This window comes from Colwellia sp. NW0002-52-1 (assembly GCF_057550865.1).
Window position 1 is genome coordinate 164,067 of sequence record NZ_BAAJLU010000004.1, and the last position, 24,519, is coordinate 188,585.

The 24,519-nt window shown below is 37.4% G+C and carries 21 protein-coding genes and 5 tRNA genes; 5 read left to right on the forward strand and 21 right to left on the reverse strand.

Going from position 1 to position 24,519, the window contains the following annotated elements; genetic code table 11:
* Positions 1–35 precede the first annotated feature (35 nt).
* From AC27H3_RS06345 to AC27H3_RS06380, 8 genes are all read right to left on the reverse strand, one after another.
* Positions 36–1,313, reverse strand: coding sequence for an efflux RND transporter periplasmic adaptor subunit (locus AC27H3_RS06345; RefSeq protein ID WP_487104641.1), 1,278 nt, complete (start codon positions 1,311–1,313; stop codon positions 36–38).
* A gap of 368 nt (positions 1,314–1,681) precedes the next feature.
* Positions 1,682–3,226, reverse strand: a complete 1,545-nt coding sequence (gene lnt / locus AC27H3_RS06350; RefSeq protein ID WP_487104643.1) for an apolipoprotein N-acyltransferase — start codon at positions 3,224–3,226, stop codon at positions 1,682–1,684.
* A 29-nt stretch (positions 3,227–3,255) separates the two neighbouring features.
* The gene (locus tag AC27H3_RS06355) at positions 3,256–4,134 is read right to left on the reverse strand and encodes a CorC family transporter (protein ID WP_487104645.1); all 879 of its coding nucleotides are present in this window, start codon (positions 4,132–4,134) and stop codon (positions 3,256–3,258) included.
* Between the two features lie 157 nt (positions 4,135–4,291).
* Positions 4,292–4,762: an rRNA maturation RNase YbeY gene (gene ybeY / locus AC27H3_RS06360; protein WP_487104647.1), complete on the reverse strand. Its 471-nt coding sequence runs from the start codon at positions 4,760–4,762 to the stop codon at positions 4,292–4,294.
* Entirely contained in the window at positions 4,752–5,861 is a 1,110-nt protein-coding gene (locus tag AC27H3_RS06365; protein ID WP_487104649.1) for a PhoH family protein, read from the reverse strand. Before AC27H3_RS06365 ends, ybeY begins: the two co-directional genes overlap by 11 nt.
* 80 nt (positions 5,862–5,941) lie before the next feature.
* Positions 5,942–7,390, reverse strand: a complete 1,449-nt coding sequence (gene miaB / locus AC27H3_RS06370) for a tRNA (N6-isopentenyl adenosine(37)-C2)-methylthiotransferase MiaB (protein ID WP_487104651.1) — start codon at positions 7,388–7,390, stop codon at positions 5,942–5,944.
* Positions 7,391–7,510: 120 nt separating this feature from the next.
* Positions 7,511–10,282 carry a ligand-binding sensor domain-containing protein gene (locus tag AC27H3_RS06375; RefSeq protein WP_487104653.1) on the reverse strand — a complete coding sequence of 924 codons (2,772 nt, stop codon included), beginning with the start codon at positions 10,280–10,282 and terminating at the stop codon, positions 7,511–7,513.
* Positions 10,283–10,334: 52 nt separating this feature from the next.
* Positions 10,335–10,784, reverse strand: a complete 450-nt coding sequence (locus tag AC27H3_RS06380; RefSeq protein ID WP_487104655.1) for a hypothetical protein — start codon at positions 10,782–10,784, stop codon at positions 10,335–10,337.
* Between the two features lie 114 nt (positions 10,785–10,898).
* Between AC27H3_RS06380 and AC27H3_RS06385 the strand changes: the two genes are divergently transcribed.
* Both AC27H3_RS06385 and AC27H3_RS06390 read left to right on the forward strand, forming a co-directional pair.
* Positions 10,899–11,552: a 2OG-Fe(II) oxygenase gene (locus tag AC27H3_RS06385; RefSeq protein WP_487104657.1), complete on the forward strand. Its 654-nt coding sequence runs from the start codon at positions 10,899–10,901 to the stop codon at positions 11,550–11,552.
* A gap of 29 nt (positions 11,553–11,581) precedes the next feature.
* A complete protein-coding gene (locus AC27H3_RS06390; RefSeq protein ID WP_487104659.1) occupies positions 11,582–12,748 on the forward strand; it encodes an FAD-dependent oxidoreductase in 1,167 nt (388 codons plus the stop codon).
* A gap of 105 nt (positions 12,749–12,853) precedes the next feature.
* On the opposite strand, the gene AC27H3_RS06395 is transcribed toward AC27H3_RS06390, so the two are convergent.
* The 13 genes from AC27H3_RS06395 to lolB all read right to left on the reverse strand — a co-directional run bounded on the left by AC27H3_RS06395 (position 12,854) and on the right by lolB (position 20,603).
* A tRNA-Leu gene (locus AC27H3_RS06395) sits at positions 12,854–12,938 on the reverse strand.
* Between the two features lie 68 nt (positions 12,939–13,006).
* A tRNA-Gln gene (locus tag AC27H3_RS06400) sits at positions 13,007–13,081 on the reverse strand.
* A 71-nt stretch (positions 13,082–13,152) separates the two neighbouring features.
* A tRNA-Gln gene (locus AC27H3_RS06405) sits at positions 13,153–13,227 on the reverse strand.
* A gap of 51 nt (positions 13,228–13,278) precedes the next feature.
* Positions 13,279–13,363, reverse strand: a tRNA-Leu gene (locus AC27H3_RS06410).
* A 29-nt stretch (positions 13,364–13,392) separates the two neighbouring features.
* Positions 13,393–13,469 (reverse strand) — tRNA-Met (locus tag AC27H3_RS06415).
* A 206-nt stretch (positions 13,470–13,675) separates the two neighbouring features.
* Positions 13,676–14,029, reverse strand: coding sequence for a DUF3718 domain-containing protein (locus tag AC27H3_RS06420; RefSeq protein WP_487104660.1), 354 nt, complete (start codon positions 14,027–14,029; stop codon positions 13,676–13,678).
* Positions 14,030–14,297: 268 nt separating this feature from the next.
* Positions 14,298–15,389 carry a redox-regulated ATPase YchF gene (ychF, locus tag AC27H3_RS06425; RefSeq protein WP_487104662.1) on the reverse strand — a complete coding sequence of 364 codons (1,092 nt, stop codon included), beginning with the start codon at positions 15,387–15,389 and terminating at the stop codon, positions 14,298–14,300.
* Between the two features lie 31 nt (positions 15,390–15,420).
* Positions 15,421–16,005: an aminoacyl-tRNA hydrolase gene (pth, locus tag AC27H3_RS06430; protein WP_487104664.1), complete on the reverse strand. Its 585-nt coding sequence runs from the start codon at positions 16,003–16,005 to the stop codon at positions 15,421–15,423.
* 125 nt (positions 16,006–16,130) lie between these two features.
* Complete coding sequence (locus AC27H3_RS06435) at positions 16,131–16,760, reverse strand: 50S ribosomal protein L25/general stress protein Ctc (protein WP_487104666.1); 630 nt, start codon at positions 16,758–16,760, stop codon at positions 16,131–16,133.
* Positions 16,761–16,945: 185 nt separating this feature from the next.
* Complete coding sequence (locus tag AC27H3_RS06440) at positions 16,946–17,743, reverse strand: substrate-binding periplasmic protein (RefSeq protein ID WP_487104667.1); 798 nt, start codon at positions 17,741–17,743, stop codon at positions 16,946–16,948.
* A 303-nt stretch (positions 17,744–18,046) separates the two neighbouring features.
* Positions 18,047–18,994, reverse strand: a complete 948-nt coding sequence (locus tag AC27H3_RS06445; protein WP_085302198.1) for a ribose-phosphate pyrophosphokinase — start codon at positions 18,992–18,994, stop codon at positions 18,047–18,049.
* A 123-nt stretch (positions 18,995–19,117) separates the two neighbouring features.
* Positions 19,118–19,978 (reverse strand): 4-(cytidine 5'-diphospho)-2-C-methyl-D-erythritol kinase, encoded by an 861-nt coding sequence (gene ispE / locus AC27H3_RS06450; RefSeq protein WP_487104669.1) that lies wholly within the window; start codon positions 19,976–19,978, stop codon positions 19,118–19,120.
* A 10-nt stretch (positions 19,979–19,988) separates the two neighbouring features.
* Positions 19,989–20,603 carry a lipoprotein insertase outer membrane protein LolB gene (gene lolB / locus AC27H3_RS06455; protein ID WP_487104671.1) on the reverse strand — a complete coding sequence of 205 codons (615 nt, stop codon included), beginning with the start codon at positions 20,601–20,603 and terminating at the stop codon, positions 19,989–19,991.
* Between the two features lie 302 nt (positions 20,604–20,905).
* Between lolB and hemA the strand changes: the two genes are divergently transcribed.
* The 3 genes from hemA (at position 20,906) to prmC (ending at position 24,481) form a co-directional block, all read left to right on the forward strand.
* Positions 20,906–22,174, forward strand: coding sequence for a glutamyl-tRNA reductase (gene hemA / locus AC27H3_RS06460; protein WP_487104673.1), 1,269 nt, complete (start codon positions 20,906–20,908; stop codon positions 22,172–22,174).
* Positions 22,175–22,502: 328 nt separating this feature from the next.
* Positions 22,503–23,591, forward strand: a complete 1,089-nt coding sequence (prfA, locus tag AC27H3_RS06465; protein ID WP_487104674.1) for a peptide chain release factor 1 — start codon at positions 22,503–22,505, stop codon at positions 23,589–23,591.
* 50 nt (positions 23,592–23,641) lie between these two features.
* Positions 23,642–24,481, forward strand: coding sequence for a peptide chain release factor N(5)-glutamine methyltransferase (prmC, locus tag AC27H3_RS06470; RefSeq protein WP_487104751.1), 840 nt, complete (start codon positions 23,642–23,644; stop codon positions 24,479–24,481).
* Positions 24,482–24,519 lie beyond the last annotated feature (38 nt).

The following is a 24,519-nucleotide window of genomic DNA, read 5'->3' on the forward strand; positions in this document are numbered from 1 at the left end:
GGCTTCCCTAAATGATTAACGTTTTAGCTACCACGCTATTCACTAAGTAAAACTTGATTGGCGGCATTGAAGGTATCTGTGCCAGAAATAATAATTCGGTCACCTAGTTGTAAGCCTTGTAAAACTTCTACATGACTTAAACTGCGTGCGCCTGTGGTTATTGGCGTTTTTTCAGCTAAACCATTACTCACTTTATAAGCGAATCGGCCACCACTGCTTTCTAAGAATTGTCCTCGTTGTACTTGTAAAACATTTTCTTTGTACTCTAAAATTATTTGGGTGTTTAAGCGTTGGTTTTGACGGAGTTTTTTCGGAATTTCGTTAGTAAAGCGTACTCGCCCAGTAACCTGGTTATTCAGTATTTCGGGGGAAATTGTTACTAGACGAGCACGAAAGGGCTGTTGTTCAAATTGAATATTTACTTCCATACCAATGGCGAGATCGTCGGCATAACTTTCAGGAATATCAATTTCAACTTCAAACTGTGATAAGTCTACTATGGTTAAAATGGCTTGATTCTTACTCAAGAAGGTTTTGTTGTTAGTACTTAAATTACCGACGATGCCATTAACAGGTGAAGCGATATTTAGGCCATTAACTTGGCGCTGTAACTCTTGAACTAACAAGTCTTGACGCCTAATGTCTAATTGTAAAGAGTGACTGTCAAAGTCGGCGCTTTCGTTATTAAGAGCAGCATCTTGTACGGCGTGCTTATGTTGTAAATTGGCTTGCTCTAATTCGTCTTGGGCTTTTTCAAAGTCAATTTGGCTGATGGCACTTTTGCTGTAACCTAAATCAGCCCTGCGCTTTTCTCTGTTAGCCGTTACCAGTTTCACATTGGCTAAATCAACCGCTTTTTGATCAATTAACCGCTGCTTTTTTGCTTGAATTTTTTGACGATTAAAACTTGATTGCAAACTCTCTAAGGTTGTTTGTTGCTGAAAAAGTCGGCTATTTAACTCTGGGCTTTCAAGCTTAGCGATGATTTGCCCTTGTTCAACCTCGTTACCTGCCTCTACTAATAAAGTAATCGTGCCATCTGCAGGGCTATAAACGGTAGGGCTAACCGCTGCAACAACGCGACCTAACACCGAAATATCACGAATAAATTCACCTTGCGTTATGGTGGCAATACGCACGCGATCTAACGCGATTGACTGTTCTGCTTTGCTCCAACGCGACGCTGAAGGTGCTACTTGCCAGATAATACTCGCAATAATAATTGTGGCTAATATAATAATTAGCCAACGTTTTTTGGTCGGTGTGTTTTTTATTATTTGTATATCTTGTGCACTGGTGTCTTTAATCGACATGATTTATTCCCCCCGAATATAAAATCAGTGCTTAAACCTAAAGCAAAGCCATTTGCTAAAGTGCACTGATAATTACTAAGTCGCAGGTAGTAGAGAAAAGGTTTAAAAGTAATGAAAATAATTTTTATTGTAGGAAGGAGGCAGTGTTCTAAAAATTAAATAATTAACGGTTGCTATGCGCCCAAAAACTATGGAAAAGCCTTATCGATTGTTACTGTAGTAAGTTTTATTATGTTTGGAAGCTATATCTAGAAGTTATGCGTGAGAAATTAAGCAGCAATTAAAAGCCAAAAACTAAAAGCACAAGGTATAAACTGAAAACGGTTACAGTTTTGAGATTAATATGCTGTAGATAACGGCTTATTTTTTTAGTTTATTTTAGCACTTAACTTATGTCGCCATTGGCGGAATGCGATTAACAGGAGCAGCGACAGAGGGATGGAAAAGTCGATTATGCGGGTATAACGCGCGTAAGGAGTAAAGCCTGTAACTAAAGACACTTGTGCTTTAAGTACCGCTTGTTCAAATTGTGGTATTTGTTTAACGATATTACCTTGGTGATCAATTACGGCGGTAATACCGTTATTGGTTGCGCGCAAAAATGGTCGACCAAACTCTAGGGCACGCATTCTAACAATGTCTAAATGTTGATGCGGGCCGTGTGAATCACCAAACCAAGCATCGTTACTTACCGTTAGCAGTAAATTAGTTTGCTCAGTAAAGTTAGCGCTTAATTGCTCGGCAAAGGCAACCTCAAAACAAATTAACGGCAATAAATGAAAACCATTGGCGATTAAATTCTCTTGGACATAATCACCACGACTAAACGAAGACATTGGCAGGTTGAAAAATGGCGCTAAAGGCCTCAGCCAGTCAGCAAAAGGTACGAATTCGCCTATGGGCAATAAGTGGTGTTTAGCATACCGGTTTTCGTTGTTATATAAATAACTGCCTTGCTCATCTTCGGTAAACTTTTTGCCTAGCACAATTAAGTTGTTGTAATAGTTTTTACTATTAATGTTGTAGTCAATAATGCCAGAAATTATCGCGCTATTATTAAGTAGTGCTGAGCTTTGTGCTATTTCTAAAAAGTCCTGAGCTTGATTACTTGGCTCTACCGCTGTAATCGCAGATTCGGGCCAAATAATAATATCTGCTGGGTAATGTTGTCTTGTTAGGTCTAAGTACTTAAGCATAGTAGGCTGAGTTAACTCTGGTGCCCACTTTAGCTCTTGTTTAATATTACCTTGTACCATTACTGTGTTTACGGTTTGGCCTGTAGGGCTAACCCATAAAGTATTCTGAAGTAGTAAACTCATTGCGGCAATTGAGGCAATTATAGCGAAGTTTAGCTTGCGATTTTGTTGTTTAATAACAGAAACAATGGCAATACAAATGATAATGACCAAGGCACTGATACCTTTCTCACCTATTACTGGCGCAAACACGGCTAATGGACCATCAATCTGGCTGTAACCTAAAGTGAGCCAAGGAAAGCCAGTAAGAAATACACCGCGTAAAAATTCGCTTAATAACCAAAAGGGTAATAAAAGCCAGAGATTAAGTTTGTTTCGAGCAGAAAAGCGTGCGGCTAAGTAGCAAGCAAGGGCAAGAAATAGAGCCAAATATAAGCATAGTAGTACCATGAGTAATATCGATACAGGCAATGGTAGGCCACCAAACTGATCGATACTGACATGCACCCAACTTATACCTGCTGAAAACCAGCCAAAAGCAAATATAAAGCCTTGTTTAGCGGCAGCTTTAGCTGATTTTCCTTGTACTGTGTATAACCATGCAGGTAATACTATTGCTACAAGCCAGTAGTAAGAAAAAGGCGCGTAGCAGAATACTAGCGCTAATCCCAAAAAGAAGCTGAGTATATTTTCTTTAGCAGTGATGTTGCTAATCATTGATTTAAAGAATCTAGTCAGCATAGAGGTTAGTCAATGACTTTACCTGTAACAGCGTGATCTTTAGGTACAGTAATCTGCACTGTTTGAATACGTCGGTTATCAGCGGCAGTAACTTTAAAGATAACTTTATTGATGGTGATTTTTTCACCTTTTTTCGGCATATGTCCAAAGTGTTGAATTATAATGCCACCTATAGTGTCAGCGTCACTCTCATTGAATTGAAAATTAAAGTAATTATTAAAGTCGGTTAAGTCTGTCAGCGCTTTTACTTGATAAACTTGCCCGGCAAGGTGTTTAATATCTTCTTCCATAGCATCATCGGTTTCATCTTCAATTTCACCAACAATTAGCTCGAGAATATCTTCAATAGTAACGACACCTGAAACTCCGCCGTATTCATCAACAACAATGGCCATATGGTAACGTTGTTGGCGAAACTCTTTTAACAGCGGGTCAACCTTTTTACTTTCAGGCACAATAATAGCAGGTCGAATAACTTGCGATATAGTGAACTCATCTTCTGATTGATTAAAGCCATAAGCTAATAAATCTTTCGCTAAGAGAATGCCTTCAACGTCGTCAATATCTTCATTAATTACCGGAAATCTCGAATGACCAGACTCAACAATAACGGCTAGCGATTTTTCTAGCGGATCATTAATATCTAGAGTGATCATTTGTGAGCGTGGGATCATAATGTCGCGTACTCTCATATCAGATACGATAAGTACACCTTCGATCATTTGCTTAATGTCGGGATTAATTAGTTCACGATCTTCTGCATCGTTTAATGCATCGGTCAGTTGGTCTGTGCTTTTCGATTCTCCGGTAAAAACTTGCATAATTTTATCCAAGATAGATACATTCGAAGAACCGTTGCTAGAGTGGGGGTGATCGTCGCTCATAGAGCCTTTTAAAATCCTTGTTCGATGAATTTACACAATGTAAAACAGTTAGTTCAGTTTGTAACTGAATGTGGTTAAATTCAAGTATTAAATTGTAGCTTTAACGCTTTAGCACTAATTTCGCTAAGTAGTTTAAGCACTCGTTAAGTATATTTTATTAATTTATTTCGTAAGGGGCTGCAAAGCCCAAACCGGTAATTATTTTTGTTTCTAATGCTTCCATTTCATCTGCTTCGTCATCTTCAATATGATCAAAACCTAGTAAATGTAGGCAACCATGTATGGTCATATGTGCCCAATGTGCTTGTAAACTTTTTTGCTGCTCTATAGCTTCTTGCTCTACTACATCAACACAAATTACAAGATCACCGAGCAAATCAAGCTCAACACCTTCTGGCACCTCAAATGGAAATGAAAGCACATTCGTTGGTTTGTCTTTGCCTCTATATTGATGATTAAGCTCACGGCTCTCATCAATATTAACTAACCTAATAGTTAATTCAAAAGGCTTTTTATAAACACCTAGTGCAGCTTCTGACCATAGCTGGAAGTCAGCTATTTCAGGAACGGTTTTATCATCACAGACTAACTGTAAGTCGACAGTGATAGTAGCAGGGTTATTTGCCATGCTTGCTTTCACTTGAGCTTTCACCTGTGCTTTCACTTATGCCTTCACGTGATAAAGACTCAGCTTTTTGTTGTTGCTCGCGGTACTGCTGTTTCTCGACTTTTAAGCGATTTTCTTTTTGTTCCCAGGCATCATAAGCTTCAACTATGTGTGCCACAACAGGATGGCGAACAACATCTTTAGATTGAAAAAAGTTAAAACTTACACCTGGAATATCGACTAATACTTCAATCGCATGGCGCAGTCCTGATTTTTGTCCACGCGGTAAATCAACTTGTGTGATATCGCCAGTGATCACGGCGCGCGAATTAAAGCCAATACGTGTTAAAAACATTTTCATTTGTTCAACGGTAGTATTTTGGCTTTCATCAAGAATAATAAAAGCGTCGTTTAGCGTTCTACCACGCATGTAGGCTAGAGGCGCTACTTCGATGACATTACGTTCTATGAGTTTCTCTACTTTTTCAAAACCTAGCATTTCAAACAAAGCATCATATAAAGGACGTAAATAAGGATCGACTTTTTGTGAAAGATCACCGGGTAAAAAACCAAGTTTTTCGCCAGCTTCTACAGCAGGGCGTGTTAGCAATATACGTCTAATTTCTTGTCGCTCAAGTGCGTCTACTGCACAAGCAACCGCTAAATAGGTTTTACCGGTACCAGCAACGCCAACACCAAAGCTAATGTCGTTAGTAATTACGTTTTGAACATAGCTTTGTTGGTTTTCATTTCGAGGTTTAATAATGCCGCGCTTGGTTTTTATCGTTACCATTTCATCGTATTTAGCATCAATTTTGCTTGGTGCTGCTTCTAAAGCGCCAGCATCAACAATGGCTAAGTGCAACATTTGAGCTGTAATGGTGGTTGATTTACCTTTTACAATTTCTGTTTCTAGGTAAAGATCAATCAGCAGTTTTTTAACGGCATCGGTATTTAAGCTTTTACCGGTTACTTTAAATTCATGGCTTCTATAGCTGATCTCAACCCCCATTCGGCGTTCTATCGTTTTAAGGTTGTCATCCATAGGGCCGCATAAGTTTGCCAATCGATTATTATCGGCTGGAGATAATTCAAAGTTGATACTGGTATTTTTACTCAATTGATATTCCTGAGAGTTTTAAAATTTAATTAACATGGCAAGTGTTAGTCATATGCCATGTTAATGCGCAGATAATTATTTTAAGGCGTATAAGTTGCTACACCAAGCTCATTTATCGGGCTGTTGTTTTGCTCTGATTGGTGATGGCTATTCGCTAAAATATCGGCAGGAGAATGCGCGATACGTAAGCCCATTTCACTTTCTTGACGTACTAAGTCGCCACGTAGTGAGTTAGCATAGACATCGGTAATTTTTACATCAACGAACTGGCCAATAACGGTATGTGGTGCAACAAAATTCACAATACGATTGTTTTCAGTGCGGCCACGAAGTTCCATAGGGTTTTTCTTTGATGGACCTTCAACAAGGATGCGCTGCTCGGTATTAAGCATGTTACGGGCAATACGCAAAGCTTGTTGGCTGATACGGTCTTGCAGAATTTGTAGACGTTGCTTTTTAATCTCGTCGCTAATGTCATCAACCATATCTGCCGCTGGTGTTCCAGGGCGTGCACTGTAAATAAAGCTAAAGCTTAAATCAAAATCTACTGCTTTGATCAAGTTCATTGTCGCTTCAAAGTCATCATCAGTTTCACCTGGAAAGCCAATAATAAAGTCAGATGACATACAAATGTCAGGGCGCACTTTTTTCAATTTACGAATTTGTGACTTGTACTCAATTGCAGTATGACCACGCTTCATTTGCGTAAGAATGCGGTCTGAACCACTTTGAACTGGTAAATGCAAGTGACTTACAAGTTCAGGCACATCAGCATATACGTCGATAATATCATCGGTAAATTCAATCGGGTGCGATGTGGTGTAACGAATACGGTCAATACCATCAATGGTGGCAATTAAGCGTAAAAGCTCAGAAAAACGGCAAATTGTACCGTCATGTGAATCTCCGCGATAGCCATTCACGTTTTGACCTAATAAATTAACTTCACGCACACCTTGCTCAGCAAGTTGGGCAATTTCATATAAAACATCATCTAATGGACGACTAACTTCTTCACCACGCGTGTAAGGTACCACACAGAATGTACAGTATTTACTACAACCTTCCATGATAGAAACAAATGCGGTTGCACCATCGGCTTTTGGCTCAGGTAAGCGGTCAAACTTTTCAATTTCCGGAAAGCTAACATCAACAACTGGGCTTTTATCGCCAGTAACTTGTTGGATCATTTCAGGTAAACGATGCAAGGTTTGTGGACCAAACACCATATCTACGTATGGTGCGCGTTGACGAATAGCGTCACCTTCTTGTGAGGCAACACAGCCTCCAACACCAATAACAAGATCAGGTTTTTTAACTTTTAAGTTTTTCCAACGGCCTAACTGATGAAATACTTTTTCTTGTGCTTTTTCGCGAATAGAGCAGGTATTTAGTAAGATAACATCAGCATCTTCTGCTTCTTCGGCTAATTCAAAGCCATGGGTTGAATCTAAAAGTTCTGCCATTTTCTGCGAGTCATACTCGTTCATTTGACAGCCCCAAGTTTTGATGTATAGCTTTTTACTCATTTATTCGCGCCTAATCTTTCTATGAATTGATTCTAGTTTTTGCTAGAGAATTTAAGGAGGCGTATTTTACTCTTTCTTTGCCTGCGATGCTAGCTTAGAAATACTCAACAGATAAATTGCCTAATGGTTACTTGGATAATTAATTTTTCTTAAGGGGATTGCAAGGATTATCTCACTACCGTTTTCTTGGTTGTCATAGGTATGAAACGATGCATTAAATTTATTAGCAACTTGGCGAATATAGTACATAGCCATTTCGAAATTTATTTTACTGTTAAATTGCGCAAAGCTTTGTTCATTGTTGGTGACTTTTAACCAAATTTTTTCATTACTTATATTAACGCGCACTTCAAAGACCCCACTATTATCATTGATTATTGCAGCTAATATTGCTTCATAAATAATACGATAAATAGCACTTTGTAGATCATAGCGTACATCTTGGTCTTCAAAATCAAGGTGTAACGATACCAAAACGTGATATCGCCTTTGAAAGTAGTCAGCAAGGTAAGGTAATGCAACGGTTAGTGAGCTACCTGATAAACTACTCGGCGCTACATGGCTACTTTGTGTTAACAGCTCTTCTAAACATTCTCTGATTAGCGACTGAGCCTGATGGTTGTCTTGTTCAGGACATATTGTTTCATTTTGCTTCTCAGTTGACGCTGTTATTAATGTTTGTATTGTCATTAATTTACGACGAACAATCGAGGTTGCTTGGCTGTGGTTACTCAGTTCATCGTTTAATGCTTTATGAATATTGTTAATCGAGCGTGAGCGTAAATATAACAACCAGAAGGTTAATATAATTATGCTGATAATGATCACAACATAAAATATCTGACTATTTGGGTGCCAATACCATGGATATGAAACCTTAATATCTGCATAGGCTTTATAATCATTCCATTGGCCTAAGCTATTGGTGCTCATTATTTCGATATGATATTCGCCAGATGACAAACCCGTTAACGTTAACTGTGAACCGTTAATATCATTCCAATAACCACCATTTATCTGATATTTAAATTGCTTATCTTGTCCGGGTCTAAAATCTAAACTTGAAAGTTCTAAAGTTACAATGTCATTTGCAGAATCGATATAAATAACATCACATAACAGTTTAGCTTTACCAGAAACAATGGTTTTACTGATAAATGTTTTAGTTTGAACTTTATTTTCAATAAGTAAGGGGACCTCTACAACACCGCCGTAATGACTTGCATAAACCTTATTGTTTAAGAGAACGGGTTTTTTGGCGAAAGTAAATTGCTCTGTGTTGGCTACTAAGTTTAATTGATATGTGTCTGGATTAAGTCGATATAAACCTGGTCGGCCTGAGATCCATATTTCACCGTTGATAAAGCTCATATAGCCAAAAGTAATATTTTTTGCGAAATGAGAGAGTAGTTCACCCGCTAAGTTGAAAATAAAAAAACCATCCCCTTTAGTTGTAACATAAACTTTTTCTTGGTATTCAAGCAAGGCGATGACTTTATTTTCGCCAAAACTATTTACCTTTGTTACCGATCTGCTTTCAATATCAACAATATTAATACCTGTTGGTGTAGCAACCCACAGCTTATTATCTGATAAAGGTAAGGAGTCTATAACCTCCGGCGAACTTAAGCTTTCACCTAAAATATGATAATCAATTTTCTGACTTGCAATATTAAACTTGATAACACCACTTTCATTTGTTGCTAAATAAAGTGCGCCGTCTTTATATTTCATTGAAAGTAATAGCAAATTGTTGTTAGGGAAGTTAACCCGTTCAACAGTTTGCTTAATGCTGTTAAATTGCCATAGGCCATCAAATGTTGCGATGTAAATATTATCGTCATAGGAATAAAGATCGGTAATTATTTTGCCATTTTCACTGAATTGCTTATTGATGTTTGTAGGTAGGAATTTATTGTGCTCAGTTAATGAACCCAAGCCCCCGCCATAACTGCCTAATACTAAGTTTTTATGATGTACAGTTAAGGCAATGGCATTAAACCTGACATCAAATATTTTAGGAATGTTCTTAGCGATTGACTGTGTGACTTTATTCACGCCAAGGTTTGATAGAACCCATAAAACACCAGAGCTATCGTGGAAAGATTTTTTCACAAAAGTTGCGGGTATATTAGGATAGTTATGTGGAGTTTCGACTAAGTTAGATACATTGTATTGCTCTATCTTCCCTTTAGTATCAATAGCAAAAAGACTAAGCATATCATTTGATGCAGTAAGTGATGTAATTGCATTTTCTACTTGAATGATTGTTCTTTCTTGATTGTCTGCGAAGGCAATTAACTCATTGCCTTTAGCTATCATTAATGTTGTTTCAGCAGCTGATATTGCTGTGGTTTTTCCTGCTTCTATCAACACGAGGTCATTATCTACAACTTTAAATACACCTTCAGAGTTTGCTACATAAATGTGCTGCTTGGTATGTAAGAGAAAATCAATTTGAGTATTATCTGCTATTAATTTTGTTTCCTGTAATAGCGGATTGAATTTATAAAATTTATTGGTGGCGTTAAGGTAATAGCTCCCTTGGTGCTCAACTGCTTGATAGACACTTTTAGAATCAATATCAACATTTAACTTCGTCGCATTACCCGTGTTAGTGTCGAATAGCCATAATTGGTGAGTTTCTGTTGCTAACAGCAATTTATCGTCGGCAAGTAGGTCGATATCGTTTATCCAATTAAAGGGCAGTGGCCAATCTTTGTTATTACTGTTAAAGACAACATTATTTTTACTATCATTACGAATGAGGCCGCTAGCGGTCGCCAACCAAATAAACCCTTTGTTATCTTGAACAATATCAATGCTTTGTAGTGATTGGTTGTTTGAGTTATTAGCGTTGGCAGCAGTACTGAAAAAGCTAGTGAATAACATTAAAAATGGTGCTAAAAAGCACCAACTATACGCAGAGAAACATTTAGCTGTATTAGGTAATACTTTCAGGAGCTTCTTTAGGAGGGTGGCGCTCATCACCACAGACAGCGAAAACATTCGGCACTTTGTCTTCAAGTTCAGGTTTTTGTACCAAGAGATAAGTTGGCTTTCTTGGAGAGTTTTCACTGCGTTTAATTGCCCATGCTTTTCGCACTTTTTCGGCATGTTCTTTTCCATACTTTACTTCAAATGCGGTGGCGATCATTTCAACGCCAAAATCATCCATCACCATGATGGCGTTATCATGGTAGCCACTTGTCGTGTCAAAATCTATATCCACAGTTAAAATTTTATTATTGGGTAATACTAAATCTGCTTTTATTTTTGAGATAACAGCACGATCTTTATGAGATTTTAATTGGCTTAAATTCGGTTTTTCGCTCAGATCATAAACGAGATTAATATCCTTCGCTATTCTATTTTCTTTTCTTAAAGCGGTCATTTTTTATTCCTTTAGTGATTTTATTATTGATTGTTATTTCATCTGATTTTTTAATACTATATTAGAAAGGTGATTTTTATAGAAGGGATCACTCATTATTTTTAAGGATACTTTATGCAGTGGGTTGAGGCATTGAAGGAAAAGGGTTTTAGTCAAATTGAAAATTTTTTACCAAGACAGCAGGCAGAGCAATTAAGAAAACAAATAATTAAAGCGAATCATATAAAAAAGTGGAATTTACTTACAACGCCGTATCGGCCACTGATGAATGTTAAAGATAGAATATCTACAATCGTAATTGATAAACAAAGGCATATTCAGGCAACTAAAGCATTTAAAAGAGGGAAGTTTTCATTTTCTTTTTATCGTTCCAGCAATAAGCATGCTAAACAACATGGCCAGGCTGAATTGCATAAAGCTGTGGGTCAAAAAGTGCTGCATTTACTACAAGATAAGGCTTTAATTAAAGGAGAGTTGCAAGATTCGTTTTTTGCTGACTACAGAAAGGGTCAGTTTATTAGCTACCATAGTGATGGAGGCGCGGGAAAATATGCTTTTATTTATCAACTATCGACAGGCTGGCAGCAAAAATATGGCGGACAATTAGAGCTATACCCAAAAAAAATTAAATTTTACAAGCGTGTTTTAACACCGAGGTTTAACTGCTTAACTATTTTAAAGTTAGCGCATCCAATGCCACATAGTGTGAGATTACTTAATAATCCTGCACATAAACATCGAATTACCATATCAGGTTGGGTAGAATAACTTAACCTTGATAAAGTATAAAAATCATTATGAATCAGTTCGATTGTGTAGTTGTAGGTGGAGGCATGGTGGGCGCAGCAAGTGCACTGTCACTTGCTGAATTAGGCTTGAAAATTGCGGTTGTTGAAAAGAGCGCACCAAAAGACTTTACTCCAGAGCAAGCATTTGATCTTCGAGTGTCTGCAATTTCACTGGCATCTGAGCATTTACTTAAACAACTGGGTGGGTGGCAACAGATTCAGCAGTGGCGTATGTGTCCATACAAGCGACTCGGTGTTTGGGAGGCGGAACAAAGTTATACAGAGTTTGATGCTGCTGATATTAAGCAAACACATTTAGGGCACATTATTGAAAATAGATTAATACAACTTTCGCTTTGGCAAAAATTGCAACAACATAGCAATATTACTTTGTTGTGCCCCGAAACGTTAATTAGTATTGAGCAGTGCTCATCAAATGTAGTCATAACGCTATCAACACAAACTATAAATGCTAAAATCCTTATTGGTGCCGACGGCGCTAACTCTTTAGTACGAAAACTTTCAAATATTGGCACTACTGGTTGGGATTATGCTCAATCGGCAATGTTAATAAATGTTAAAACAGAAAAAGCCCAGCAAGATATCACTTGGCAGCAGTTTTACCCATCGGGGCCTCTTGCCATGTTGCCTATGCCAGGAAATTTCGCTTCATTAGTTTGGTATCATGATAAGGATGAGATAAAACGACTTTCAGCGCTATCATCTAATCAATTAACTGAAGCGATCGCCAAAAACTTTCCTGCGCGTTTAGGTAAAGTGGAGGTTATTGATAAAGCTGCTTTCCCGATAACAAGGCGACATGCGAATCAATATCATAAAAATCGAATATTGTTGATAGGTGATGCAGCACACACAATTAATCCAATGGCAGGCCAAGGGGTTAACTTAGGCTTTAAAGATGTTAAGGCACTACAGCATGTGATAGCTAAAGCGATTGGTAATGGTGAGACTTGGCACGAGCCTAAGGTATTGTCTAGTTATCAACAGCAACGAAGAACAGACAACTTATTAATGATGACAACAATGGATGCGTTATATTTATCTTTCGGACATGTTTCACCATTGGCAAAGTTGGCGAGAAATGCAGGATTGATGATGGTAAATAAATTACCAAAAGTAAAAAATAAAGCGCTAGCTTATGCGTGTGGGCTATAAATACTAAGGTGCTTGCTATAATGGTAAGCGCATGTAAAGAGTAATAATTAAATTAGATAAAATTTTAAAAGAAGTATAAAAAAGAGGTAATAAATAAATCTAGAATGGTGCGGAAGGAGAGACTTGAACTCTCACATCTTGCGATACTGGAACCTAAATCCAGCGCGTCTACCAATTCCGCCACTTCCGCATTTTCAGGTAGTAGTTTTGAAAAAATCAAAACTATATAACTAACTATAGAACATAAATAATAAAAAGTGGCTGGGGTATGAGGATTTGAACCTCAGAATGACGGGATCAAAACCCGCTGCCTTACCGCTTGGCTATACCCCAACTGAATACTTCTATTAATTTAATTTTTTAACATTGATGGACTTTCGAATAATACAGAGAATAAAAGAAAGTGGCTGGGGTATGAGGATTTGAACCTCAGAATGACGGGATCAAAACCCGCTGCCTTACCGCTTGGCTATACCCCAACAATGTTATTTACTTTCTAATAAGTATCGTGATGATAATTATTAGTAGAATGGTACGGGTCAAGAGACTTGAACTCTCACATCTTGCGATACTGGAACCTAAATCCAGCGCGTCTACCAATTCCGCCAAACCCGCATTTCTTCTATTACTACTAAGAGTGGAAATGGTGGCTACACCGGGATTTGAACCTGGGACCCCATCATTATGAGTGATGTGCTCTAACCAGCTGAGCTATGTAGCCATTCCATCTTGCCTCTCAGCAAGTGGCGCGTATTATGCAAATCTGATTGCCTTACGTCAACCGTTTTTTATCAATTAAATAAGACTTTTTGTTTGTTTGGCTATTGAATGTGCAATTTGTCGGATATATGCGCAAAAAAGGCAAGGAAAGTTAAACTTATTAGCTAAAAAATACTAATAAGTTTATTCATACTGATTAAGTTAACTTTACTTTATACGCTCATTCGCTACTTTAGCTAAATGCGCTGAGCTTTTCTTTATTATCTCTAAGTTTTCATTTACTGTTTTTACTGGGAGTTTTCCTATTAAATACTCACCAACATCTAAAGCATTTGAAGTGGCTGAGAAGGTAAGTAAGTTTTCTCCGTTGCATTGAATGCTATCAAATATAGATCTAATAGTAATGTTGTTAGATTTTAAGTACTTTCGTAAACGTTTTTTGTCATTAATTGAGACATACTCACAAATACGTAAAGACATGTTTTCATCAAAAGCTAAGCTTTGTGGTGCGTAAGAAAGTGCCGTAGCAAGTACTAAAGAAGCTAGTAGTGTGGTTTTCATATAATTCCTAGGGTATTTGATTTATTTTATTGTTTTAGAAAGTTTATCTGCAAAATGAAATTTTGCCAGTTTATGCAGCAAATGTTTGATGGTTTCAAATATTACTGCCTATATTTTAATGCATTTATGATGTGCAAAGTAGCTTTTAACCTATACTTGCAAGAGAAGTGAGTGATTAAGGCCTAATAATAGTTGATATAAGTGGAAAGTGTTCTTGCCAAAAAAAAGAGAGCCGCAGCTCTCTTTATTATTATTTAATAGTTAGGTATTAAACGTTAAATCTAAAGTGTACAACGTCACCATCTTTAACTCGGTATTCTTTACCTTCTAAACGCCATTTTCCTGCTTCTTTTGCACCAGACTCGCCATTAAACTCAATAAAGTCATCGTAAGCAATAACTTCAGCGCGTATAAAACCTTTTTCAAAGTCAGTGTGGATAACGCCTGCTGCTTGCGGAGCTGTAGCGTTTTGTTTAACTGTCCAAGCTCTTACTTCTTTTACACCAGCAGTGAAGTAGGTTTGTAAATGCAGTAAAGAGTAACCCGCATTTATGACCCGATTAAGTCCTGGTTCTTCTAGACCTAAATCAGCCATAAATTCTACACGGTCTTCATCATCCATTTCTGATAATTCGCTTTCAATTTCAGCACATACGGCAACTACAATAGCACCTTCTTTTGCTGCAATCTCTTGTACTTGATCTAAGTAAGGGTTATTTTCAAAACCGTCATCATTTACATTGGCAATGTACATGGTTGGTTTAATGGTTAAAAAGTTTAAGTAGGCAACAGCTGCTTTTTCTTCTTTAGTTAACGCTAAAGAGCGAACCATTTCGCCTTCTTCAACATGTTTTAATATTTTTTGCAAAACTGGCATTTCAAACTTTGCTTCAGCGTCGCCGCCTTTAGCTTTTTTAGCTAAACGAAAAATAGCGCGTTCTGCGGTATCCATATCTGATAAGGCTAGCTCGGTATTGATTACTTCAATATCATCAATAGGACTTACTTTATTAGCAACATGAATAATATTGTCGTTTTCAAAACAACGAACAACATGGCCAATGGCATCAGTTTCACGAATGTTAGCGAGGAATTTGTTACCTAAACCTTCACCCTTTGAAGCGCCAGCTACTAAGCCTGCGATATCGACAAACTCCATTGTGGTAGCTAAAACACGTTCAGGTTTTACAATACTTGCAAGAGCATCTAGACGAGGATCTGGCACAGGTACTACACCTGTATTTGGCTCGATTGTACAAAAGGGGAAGTTAGCAGCTTCAATACCCGCTTTAGTTAACGCATTGAAAAGTGTTGATTTACCTACGTTGGGCAAGCCAACAATACCACATTTAAAACCCATGATGTTTACCTATTATGTTGACGCAATAACGTTATTGCGCTTTAAAAGAATGTAGACGATTTTGTGCTTTTTTCACATCGTCTTTTTGCCAAATTTCAAAACAGCGCGCGGCTTCATCTATTGCTTGGTCTATTAAGTTTTGTTCTATTGCTGGCGCTTTGCCAAGCACATGCCCAGTAACGCGGTCGCGATGACCTGGATGATCAATACCGATGCGTAACCGATAAAATTCTTTATTGTTTGCTAATGACGAAATAATATCGCGTAAGCCGTTGTGTCCACCATGTCCGCCACCGAGTTTTATTTTACAAACACCAGGTAACATATCGAGTTCGTCGTGTGCAACGAGAATATTTTCAACAGGAATACGAAAAAAATTTGCTAATGGAGCTACTGATTGTCCGCTACGATTCATAAAGGTGGTAGGAATAAGAAGGTGAACTAATTGGCCAGCAATTAATCCTTTACCGTAGAGACCAAAATATTTTTTTTCTGGCTTTAGCGAGATGTTATAACGTGAAGCAAGCTCTTGAACAAACCAATCACCAGCGTTATGACGGGTTTTACTGTATTCGGAACCTGGGTTTCCTAATCCAACTACTAACTGAATCGTCATTTAATCGTTTACTCTGGTTATTCAAATTTCAGCTTGATAAATCAAGCGGCTTGAAAACTAAAAAGCTTAAAGGGTCTGTTATTAAACATGCCCTTTAAGCTTATTTCGGTGAGTAAAGTTAACGATTACTCAGCTGGAGCTTCTGTAGGAGCTTCATCTGCAGCTTCGTCATCTTCACTTACAACTTTATCAGCATTTAATGTAGCTACTGCTTGGTCATGATCTTCGCCTTTAGCTAGCTCATCAGAAGTAACACCTTTTGGTAAAGTGATATCTGATAAATGTAAAGTTTGACCAATTTCTAAGTTAGCAACATCAATTTCGATGTACTCAGGAATGTCAGCAGGTAAACATGTAATTGCGATTTCATTCATATGGTGAGCCATAGTACCACCAAGTTTCTCTGCTTCTTCTTCATTTAAGAAGTGAATTGGAGCGTTAACTTGTACAGCATTTTTAGCATTGATACGTAAAAAATCTAAGTGCATTACAACTTGCTTGTACGGGTGACGTTGCATGTCTTTTAAAAGACACTCAACAGGCTTGCCGTCAACGTTGATTGTTAAAACGTGAGAGTAAAATGCTTCTTCTTGTTGTGCACGGAAAACATTTTTGTGCTCTAACGTTAAAGAAACAGGCTCTTTGCCTTCACCGTAAATAATTGCTGGAACTTTGTTCGCGTGACGTAGGCGGCGGCTCGCACCTTTCCCTAAATCTGTACGTACTTCAGCATCCAATGTAAATAAATCTGTCATGGTAATATCCATTATATAAAAATTAAAAGTTGTTACTTTTTGCGACCAAAAGCAACCTGTTACCTTCTTGCTTTTTAATCACTGAATATGAAATCAAGTGCAATTAGCTAAAAAAGGCGCAGCATGATAACACCCAAATGCAGTTATATCCAATATTATGTTGTTTAAAGTTCAGGTATTAATAATTAATTATTGTAGGCATTTAATTGTAAGTTATATTGCAGAGCAAGTGCTTTGTATTCACCATTAACTTTTAAATCTTTAATGCAGGTATCTAACTGGTTTAATAGCTGCTCTGGATTGGGAATGTTTTGAGAAAACTTTGACACGGTAAGGTAATAGTCTTTTTCAGCAATAAATAAATCATGAACCGTAATTTTATTTGTTACATCTAATTGGTTTGCATACCAAAGAATGGTTTCTTTTGAGTTAAGCAATAGTTCAAAACGTTGTGGAGAGGCTAGCATTTGACGAATTAAAGCTTTAAAACTATATCCGGTAGTCACTTCCTGCAAGGTTTTTTTACTATTTATAGCGTTTAAAATTTCTGGCGTATAAGTTAAACCAGAAAGGTGCCCAACGGTATAGTTATCTATGTCACTAAGTTTATTAATGACGATGTTGTTATCTTTTTTAGATGCGAAGGCATAAGTAGTTGAAAATATGGGTTCTTTACCATAGTAAACAAAAGCATTGCGTTCTTTTGTATAAGAGTAAACACTGACATCTATATCGCCTGTTTGCATATAAAGATGCGTTCTCATTACTGGCAATGTTTTATATTTAGGCTGGTAAGCGGTATTTTTCATGCACATATTTATAATTTCTTTGCCAAAGCCTAACTCAGGTAGGATAGGGGTGGAGAAAAAATAAGGCGGCCATTCAAGGTTATTAATATAAACCTTTTTACTGATGGCGAAGCTTGAGTAAAACACAAAAATAGCCATGTAAATAAATAGATTCAATTGTTTTAATAACGACATAATGTACCTTTTTTAAAGCAATACTAAATAAAAGTATTTTGTGTAGCCTTTATTAGTATATGAAGAGATAGTTATTTTTTACAGGTTGAAACTTAGAATAAGTTATTATACCCAATGTAATAAGTTATTGACGATTTAAACCGCCTTAAAATGATCGATTATTTATTTCAGTTGGTATTATATAAAGGTTTATCGGTATCAGAATACAGTGTTGTATTTTTCATAAAGCGTTAATTTTATTTTGAGGTCATAAAAAAAGCACCCTAAGGTGCTTTATTCAATAGTTGATTTTAAGTTTAAAACTTAAGCATCAAACATTGCAGATATTGACTCTTCATTACAAACTCGGCGGATAGCTTCAGACAACATACCACTTAAAGTAAGTTGGCGTACATTGCCAAGTGCTTTGATTTCAGCTGATAATGGAATTGAATCTGTTACAACAACTTCATCAATTACTGAATTTTTTAAGTTTTCAGCAGCATTACCTGAAAGTACCGGGTGAGTTGCATAAGCAAATACACGTTTAGCACCATGTTCTTTCAATGCTTCAGCGGCTTTTGCAAGTGTACCACCGGTATCAATCATATCGTCAACGATGAAACAATCTCGTCCTTTTACATCACCAATAATATGCATTACTTGTGCAACATTGGCTTTAGGACGACGTTTATCTATGATGGCAAGATCAGCATCTTCTAATAACTTAGCAACAGCACGAGCACGTACAACACCACCAATATCAGGAGAAACTACCACAGGGTTTTCGATGTTACGCGCTAACATATCTTCAAGTAAGATTGGTGTACCAAATACGTTATCAACTGGTACATCAAAAAAGCCTTGAATTTGCTCTGCGTGTAAATCAACCGTTAATACACGGTCGACACCTACACTTGATAAAAAGTCGGCCACTACTTTCGCTGTAATTGGTACACGAGCACTGCGAACGCGACGGTCTTGACGTGCATAGCCAAAATAAGGCATAACAGCAGTAATACGACCAGCAGATGCACGACGAAGCGCATCAATCATCACGATTAATTCCATTAAGTTATCATTGGTAGGAGCGCATGTTGATTGAATAATGAAAACATCGGCACCACGCACGTTTTCAGTAATTTCAACACTTATTTCACCATCACTAAAACTACCAATCTTGGCTTCGCCTAAGGTGATGTATAAGCGATTAGCGATTTGTTTGGCCAGTTCAGGGGTGGCGTTACCCGCAAAAATCTTCATGTCAGGCACTGTCAGTTCCTCAGAAACTTTTGACATTTAAATTACGATACTGAATAAAACGGTATGTTAAATATCAGCAAATTATTTTATTTTTGCCAGTTTTAATGGCATTTATTTTAATTTCATCCGAACTTAATTGTCGTTTACCGCTGCAATTTCAGCATGTAAGGGCGATTTATTTAGTCCTTCGGCTACGAATGATTCTATACCAGCAGGTAGTAAAGATTGTACATAGCACGCTTCTTGTTTAGAGCTAAAACGTGAGAAAATACACGCACCAGTTCCTGTCATCTGGGACGGCGCATATTCTATCAACCAAGCCAGTAGTTTGGCAACCTCGGGGTAGTGTTTAATTACCCAAGTTTGGCAATCATTGTGATAATTTTCGATGTTATCATCGCTGTAACGTATAGAGGGCGTATCTCGTGTTAAATCTTTCGAGGTAAAAACACTTTGTGTAGAAATACTACAATTAGGCTTTGATATTAAATACCAATAAGTTTTTGGTGAGGCAGGAGTAAGTTGCTCACCAATACCTTGTGCGAAGGCAGCATAGCCGTGAATAAAAATAGGTACATCGGCGCCAAGGGTTAGGCCAAGTTCAGCAAGTTGTTTAATCGTTAAGTTAGTTTTCCACAATGTGTTTAGAGCAAGTAATACCGTTGCCGCATTAGATGAACCACCACCTAAGCCGCCCCCCATAGGCAATCGTTTCTCTAATTGAATATCTACACCTTGATGGCAACCGGTAAAGCTTTGTAATAATCTCGCAGCTTTAATGATTAAATTGTCGTTATTATCAACGCCAGGGATAGGAGTAAGCAGGGTTATTGCGTTATTTTCAGTGATCTTAAAAGCTAAGGTATCGTGGTAATCGAGAAACTGAAAAACGGTTTCTAACTGATGATAACCATTGTCCATTCTGCCAACAATATGTAGAAATAAATTAAGTTTTGCCGGTGAAGGAAATGTTGTAAATGACGTTGTATTCAAAACTATCTCGCTAAGTTTTCCATGAGTGTATAACAATTTTAATCCGCAACTCGCCTTGGGTTATTGTTAATTGCTTTGCTAATTGAAACTGTTCAATGTGATGATATTTACTGTATTTTACTTGCCATACTTTATTGTTATAACTGCTCGTTAAACTTTCAGGAAGTTGAGTTTTATCGTGATAAACAACTTTGTCAGAAGGTAAGTAAGCTAAGCCTTTTAACCAATAGCTCATTGCACGAGTTGGCAGGTTTAGACCAGTTAATGTGTATATTAACTCATCTAAATTTTGTGTCGCATAGCTTTGGCCATCAACCTCTAAAGTCACGTTGTTATGTTGCTTTTTGAGAGATAAAACTTGAATACCGAATAATGTTGATAAATTCAGTGACTCCGACTTTTCAGTATCATTTTTTTGCCAATGCAATGTTGCACTTTGTCGATTTTGCTCATTTATAAAGGCTATTTTCCCAGTAATGGTCCAACTCTTGAGCGCTGATACTTGCTTATTTCGAGTTTCAATATCCTGATTTTGTTGCTTATCGCTCACGGGAATATCATTAATACTACTACAAGCGCTTAATATGCTGGTAAAAAGTAGTATGAGGAGTTGTTTATAATGCATAGTTTTCCTGTGGTTATTGTGCGGCATTACTTTCCTTTCGAGCTTTGAAACAATAACAAATAACGAAAACATATAACTTACATGCTTTCAATTTAGGCGGAACTTTCGTAAAATTATCGCGATTTTTCATTGCAGATCATAGTTTTTTTTCAAAAACTCACAGATAAACATATTAAATCACGTTGATAAACACATATTTAACCACAATATAGGCGTTTTAAGCGTATAATTAACTGCAATATTATTTAACATTTGTCTTGCTTTTTCCGGTTATTAACCATTTTTGGACTCAATATATTTATATGTCGATAGTTGCAGTAGGTATCAATCATAAAACCGCACCGGTTGCTGTTAGGGAAAAAATTTCATTTAACCCTGATAACTTGAGTTCGGCATTACAGGAACTGATCCACTCAGTAGACTGTAAAGAAGCTGCTATTTTATCAACCTGTAATCGTACTGAGTTATATATTGTTCAAGACGGTGATGTAACCTTAACCCAAGAACGTTTAGTACGCTGGTTAGAGCAACATCATAATGTACCAGCATCAACCATATCTCCCAGTTTATATTGGCATAAAGATCAACATGCGGTTAATCATATGATGCGTGTTGCTTGTGGTTTAGATTCTCTAGTATTAGGTGAACCGCAAATATTAGGACAAATGAAGCAAGCCTATAAGCAAGCTAAAGCTGCTGGCTCAATGGCTTTGGTTATGGATAGATTGTTTCAGCGTACTTTTGGTGTTGCAAAACAAGTTAGAACCGATACTGAGATTGGTGCTAGCGCCGTTTCGGTAGCTTTTGCCGCTGTTAACTTAGCCAAACATATTTTTGCAAGTTTAGACAAAACTAGAGTATTGCTGGTAGGCGCTGGTGAAACGATTGAATTAGTTGCTAAACATTTGTATGAAAATAACGTTGGCCATATTACTGTTGCCAATCGGACACTTAGCCGTGCAGAAAATATGGCAAATAAATTTGGTGCTGATGTTATAACGCTTGCACAGATCCCTGAAATGATGGCTAGCGCAGATATCGTTATCAGCTCAACAGCCAGTACCTTACCTATTATTGGTAAAGGTATGGTAGAAAAAGCGTTAACCAAAAGAAAGCATCGACCTATGTTTATGGTAGATTTAGCGGTACCGCGCGATATTGAAGAGCAAGTTTCTGATCTTGAAGATGTGTTTCTTTATACTGTTGATGATTTACAAAATATAATTTCAAAAAATTTAGATAATCGTCGTAAAGAGGCAGTATTGGCTGAAGGCATAGTATCCGACCAATCGGCCAGTTTTATGTCGTGGCTACGGGGATTAAATACACAAGATACGGTAATTTCTTATCGTAAACAGTGCTTAGAAAGCCGCGATCAATTATTAGAAAAAGCGCTGCAACAATTATCTGCAGATAAAAGCCCTGAAGCGGTTATTGCTGAGCTTGCCACTAAACTAACGAATAAATTTATGCATGCCCCTACGAGTGCTATTCAATCTGCTGCACAAGGTGGTCAATTAGATCGACTTGTTTACTTGCGTGATATTTTTGATATTCGCCATAAAGAATAGCCATACTAATTAGCTTTAATCCTGTTTTTCTCATGAAAGTAAACTTTCTCTAACACGCAAATAGGTATTTATTTATCCATTTTGTATAAATCACTGCTAATTACCGGCTTAGTCGAATATAATGCGCAAGTAATACCACGTTGATTAATGAACTGCTTATAGTTAATGGTTAAGATGAAAATCCACAACGTTATAAAATTTATAAGTATAATAATAACTTACTAATGTTTATATCTTGTGTTTATCCATTTTACCTTATAAAAAAGTAGCCCATTAAATTAATCAAATTGGCACAATTCATCAATTATTGACTATATAAGATCATTTAATGAATAAATCTGTTTACCAAAAACTTGAGATACTTGTCGAACGCTTTGAAGAAGTTCAAGCGTTATTGTCTGATCCTGAAACTATTTCGAATCAAGAAAAGTTCCAAGCCTTATCGAAAGAATTCTCACAATTAGAAGTAGTTACAACGGCGTTTCATGCTTATCAAGAGGCTGAGAATGATTTTGCTACCGCAGAAGAAATGCTTAAAGATGAAGACCCTGATATGCGCGAAATGGCGCAAGAAGAATTTAAAGCGGCAAAGAAAGCGGTAGAAGAAATGACCGGCGAGCTGCAAGTATTGTTATTACCTCGTGACCCTAAAGACGATAACAATTGCTTTGTTGAAATTCGCGCAGGCGCGGGTGGTGATGAAGCGGCTATTTTTGCTGGTGATTTATTTCGTATGTACAGTCGCTATGCTGAAAAGCAAGGTTGGAAAATAGAATTAATGAATTCTAACGAAAGTGAACAAGGTGGCTTTAAAGAGATTGTTGCTAAGGTCAATGGCGTCGGTGTGTACGGACAAATGAAATATGAGTCAGGTGGACACCGGGTACAACGTGTGCCAGAAACTGAATCTCAAGGTCGAGTGCATACATCTGCATGTACTGTAGTTGTGATGCCAGAAATTCCAGAATCACAAGCGATTGAAATTAATAAAGCAGACTTGAAAGTAGACACCTTCCGCGCCTCAGGAGCGGGTGGTCAGCATGTTAACAAAACAGACTCTGCTATACGTATCACGCATATTCCAAGTGGTGTGGTTGTTGAGTGTCAAGACCAGCGTTCGCAACATAAAAACCGTGCGCAAGCTATGTCTGTATTGCAAGCGCGTTTGCAACAAGCCGAAGATGAAAAACGTCGTAGTGCTGAAGAGTCATCACGCCGTAATTTAGTCGCTAGTGGTGATCGATCTGAACGTATTCGTACGTACAACTTCCCGCAAGGGCGCATGAGTGATCACCGTATTAACCTCACGCTTTATCGTTTAAACGAGATCATGGAAGGCAACTTGCAATTAGTGCTTGAACCTATCATGCAAGAAAGTCAGGCTGATCTATTGGCAGAGCTTGCTGAGCAGAATTAGTGATTAAGTCTGTAGCAACAAAGGGGTTATCGGTTGAACTTGTATCGTCGATGACCCTAGCTAATTTAATTGCTTACGGTGAAGAACTTTTGTCGCCTCAATCTGATAGCGCAAAATTAGATACTGAAATTTTAATCTGCTTCGTTATTAATAAAGAGCGTAGTTTTTTATTAACCTGGCCAGAAAAACTATTATCTCAAGAGCAAACAAAGCACTTTATTGAGTTAATGCTTCGCAGAATTGCAGGTGAGCCTATTGCTTATATTGTTAACTTGCGCGAGTTTTGGTCTTTACCATTTCAAGTATCTCCAGCTACTTTAATTCCTCGTCCCGATACCGAAGTACTAGTTGAGCTGGTGTTATCTCAACATGTAAACGAACACTTAAAGTGTTTGGATTTAGGCACTGGTACAGGGGCAATTGCATTAGCATTGGCATCAGAGAAGCCGCAATGGATTATTGAAGCGATAGACTTTAATCACGATGCAGTTGAACTTGCTAAACGCAATGCAAAAAATTTAAACTTATCGCATGTTGATATTTATCAAAGTGATTGGTTTGAAAATGTTTCTGTAAATAAGTCTTTTGATATTATTGTCAGTAACCCACCTTATATTGACGAGAATGACCATCACCTAAGTGAAGGTGATGTAAGGTATGAGCCTAAAACTGCGTTAGTTGCAGCAGATAGTGGTTTAGCCGATATTAAGGTTATAGCTAACAAGGCGAGAAAATTTTTAAATGCTGGTGGATTTTTGTATATCGAGCATGGTTTTGAACAAAGCCTTGCAGTAAAGCAAATACTCGCAGATTTTGCTTATAGCGAAATTGAAACAATTAAAGATTATAGTAACAACGACCGCATTACACTTGCTTGTTACTCAGTGTAAAAACTAAAACTAAAACTAAAACAAAAGAATAACAATAA

Coding starts and splice junctions, on each gene's coding strand:
- miaB (WP_487104651.1), bottom strand. CDS start 7,390: ATGAGTAAAAAGCTATACATCAAAACTTGGGGCTGTCAAATGAACGAG.
- AC27H3_RS06380 (WP_487104655.1), bottom strand. CDS start 10,784: ATGACCGCTTTAAGAAAAGAAAATAGAATAGCGAAGGATATTAATCTC.
- lnt (WP_487104643.1), bottom strand. CDS start 3,226: ATGATTAGCAACATCACTGCTAAAGAAAATATACTCAGCTTCTTTTTG.
- AC27H3_RS06390 (WP_487104659.1), top strand. CDS start 11,582: ATGAATCAGTTCGATTGTGTAGTTGTAGGTGGAGGCATGGTGGGCGCA.
- AC27H3_RS06345 (WP_487104641.1), bottom strand. CDS start 1,313: ATGTCGATTAAAGACACCAGTGCACAAGATATACAAATAATAAAAAAC.
- AC27H3_RS06385 (WP_487104657.1), top strand. CDS start 10,899: ATGCAGTGGGTTGAGGCATTGAAGGAAAAGGGTTTTAGTCAAATTGAA.
- prmC (WP_487104751.1), top strand. CDS start 23,642: ATGACCCTAGCTAATTTAATTGCTTACGGTGAAGAACTTTTGTCGCCT.
- pth (WP_487104664.1), bottom strand. CDS start 16,005: ATGACGATTCAGTTAGTAGTTGGATTAGGAAACCCAGGTTCCGAATAC.
- AC27H3_RS06355 (WP_487104645.1), bottom strand. CDS start 4,134: ATGAGCGACGATCACCCCCACTCTAGCAACGGTTCTTCGAATGTATCT.
- AC27H3_RS06375 (WP_487104653.1), bottom strand. CDS start 10,282: ATGTTATTCACTAGCTTTTTCAGTACTGCTGCCAACGCTAATAACTCA.
- ybeY (WP_487104647.1), bottom strand. CDS start 4,762: ATGGCAAATAACCCTGCTACTATCACTGTCGACTTACAGTTAGTCTGT.
- AC27H3_RS06435 (WP_487104666.1), bottom strand. CDS start 16,760: ATGACAGATTTATTTACATTGGATGCTGAAGTACGTACAGATTTAGGG.
- AC27H3_RS06440 (WP_487104667.1), bottom strand. CDS start 17,743: ATGTCGTTATTAAAACAATTGAATCTATTTATTTACATGGCTATTTTT.
- lolB (WP_487104671.1), bottom strand. CDS start 20,603: ATGCATTATAAACAACTCCTCATACTACTTTTTACCAGCATATTAAGC.
- hemA (WP_487104673.1), top strand. CDS start 20,906: ATGTCGATAGTTGCAGTAGGTATCAATCATAAAACCGCACCGGTTGCT.
- AC27H3_RS06420 (WP_487104660.1), bottom strand. CDS start 14,029: ATGAAAACCACACTACTAGCTTCTTTAGTACTTGCTACGGCACTTTCT.
- ychF (WP_487104662.1), bottom strand. CDS start 15,389: ATGGGTTTTAAATGTGGTATTGTTGGCTTGCCCAACGTAGGTAAATCA.
- prfA (WP_487104674.1), top strand. CDS start 22,503: ATGAATAAATCTGTTTACCAAAAACTTGAGATACTTGTCGAACGCTTT.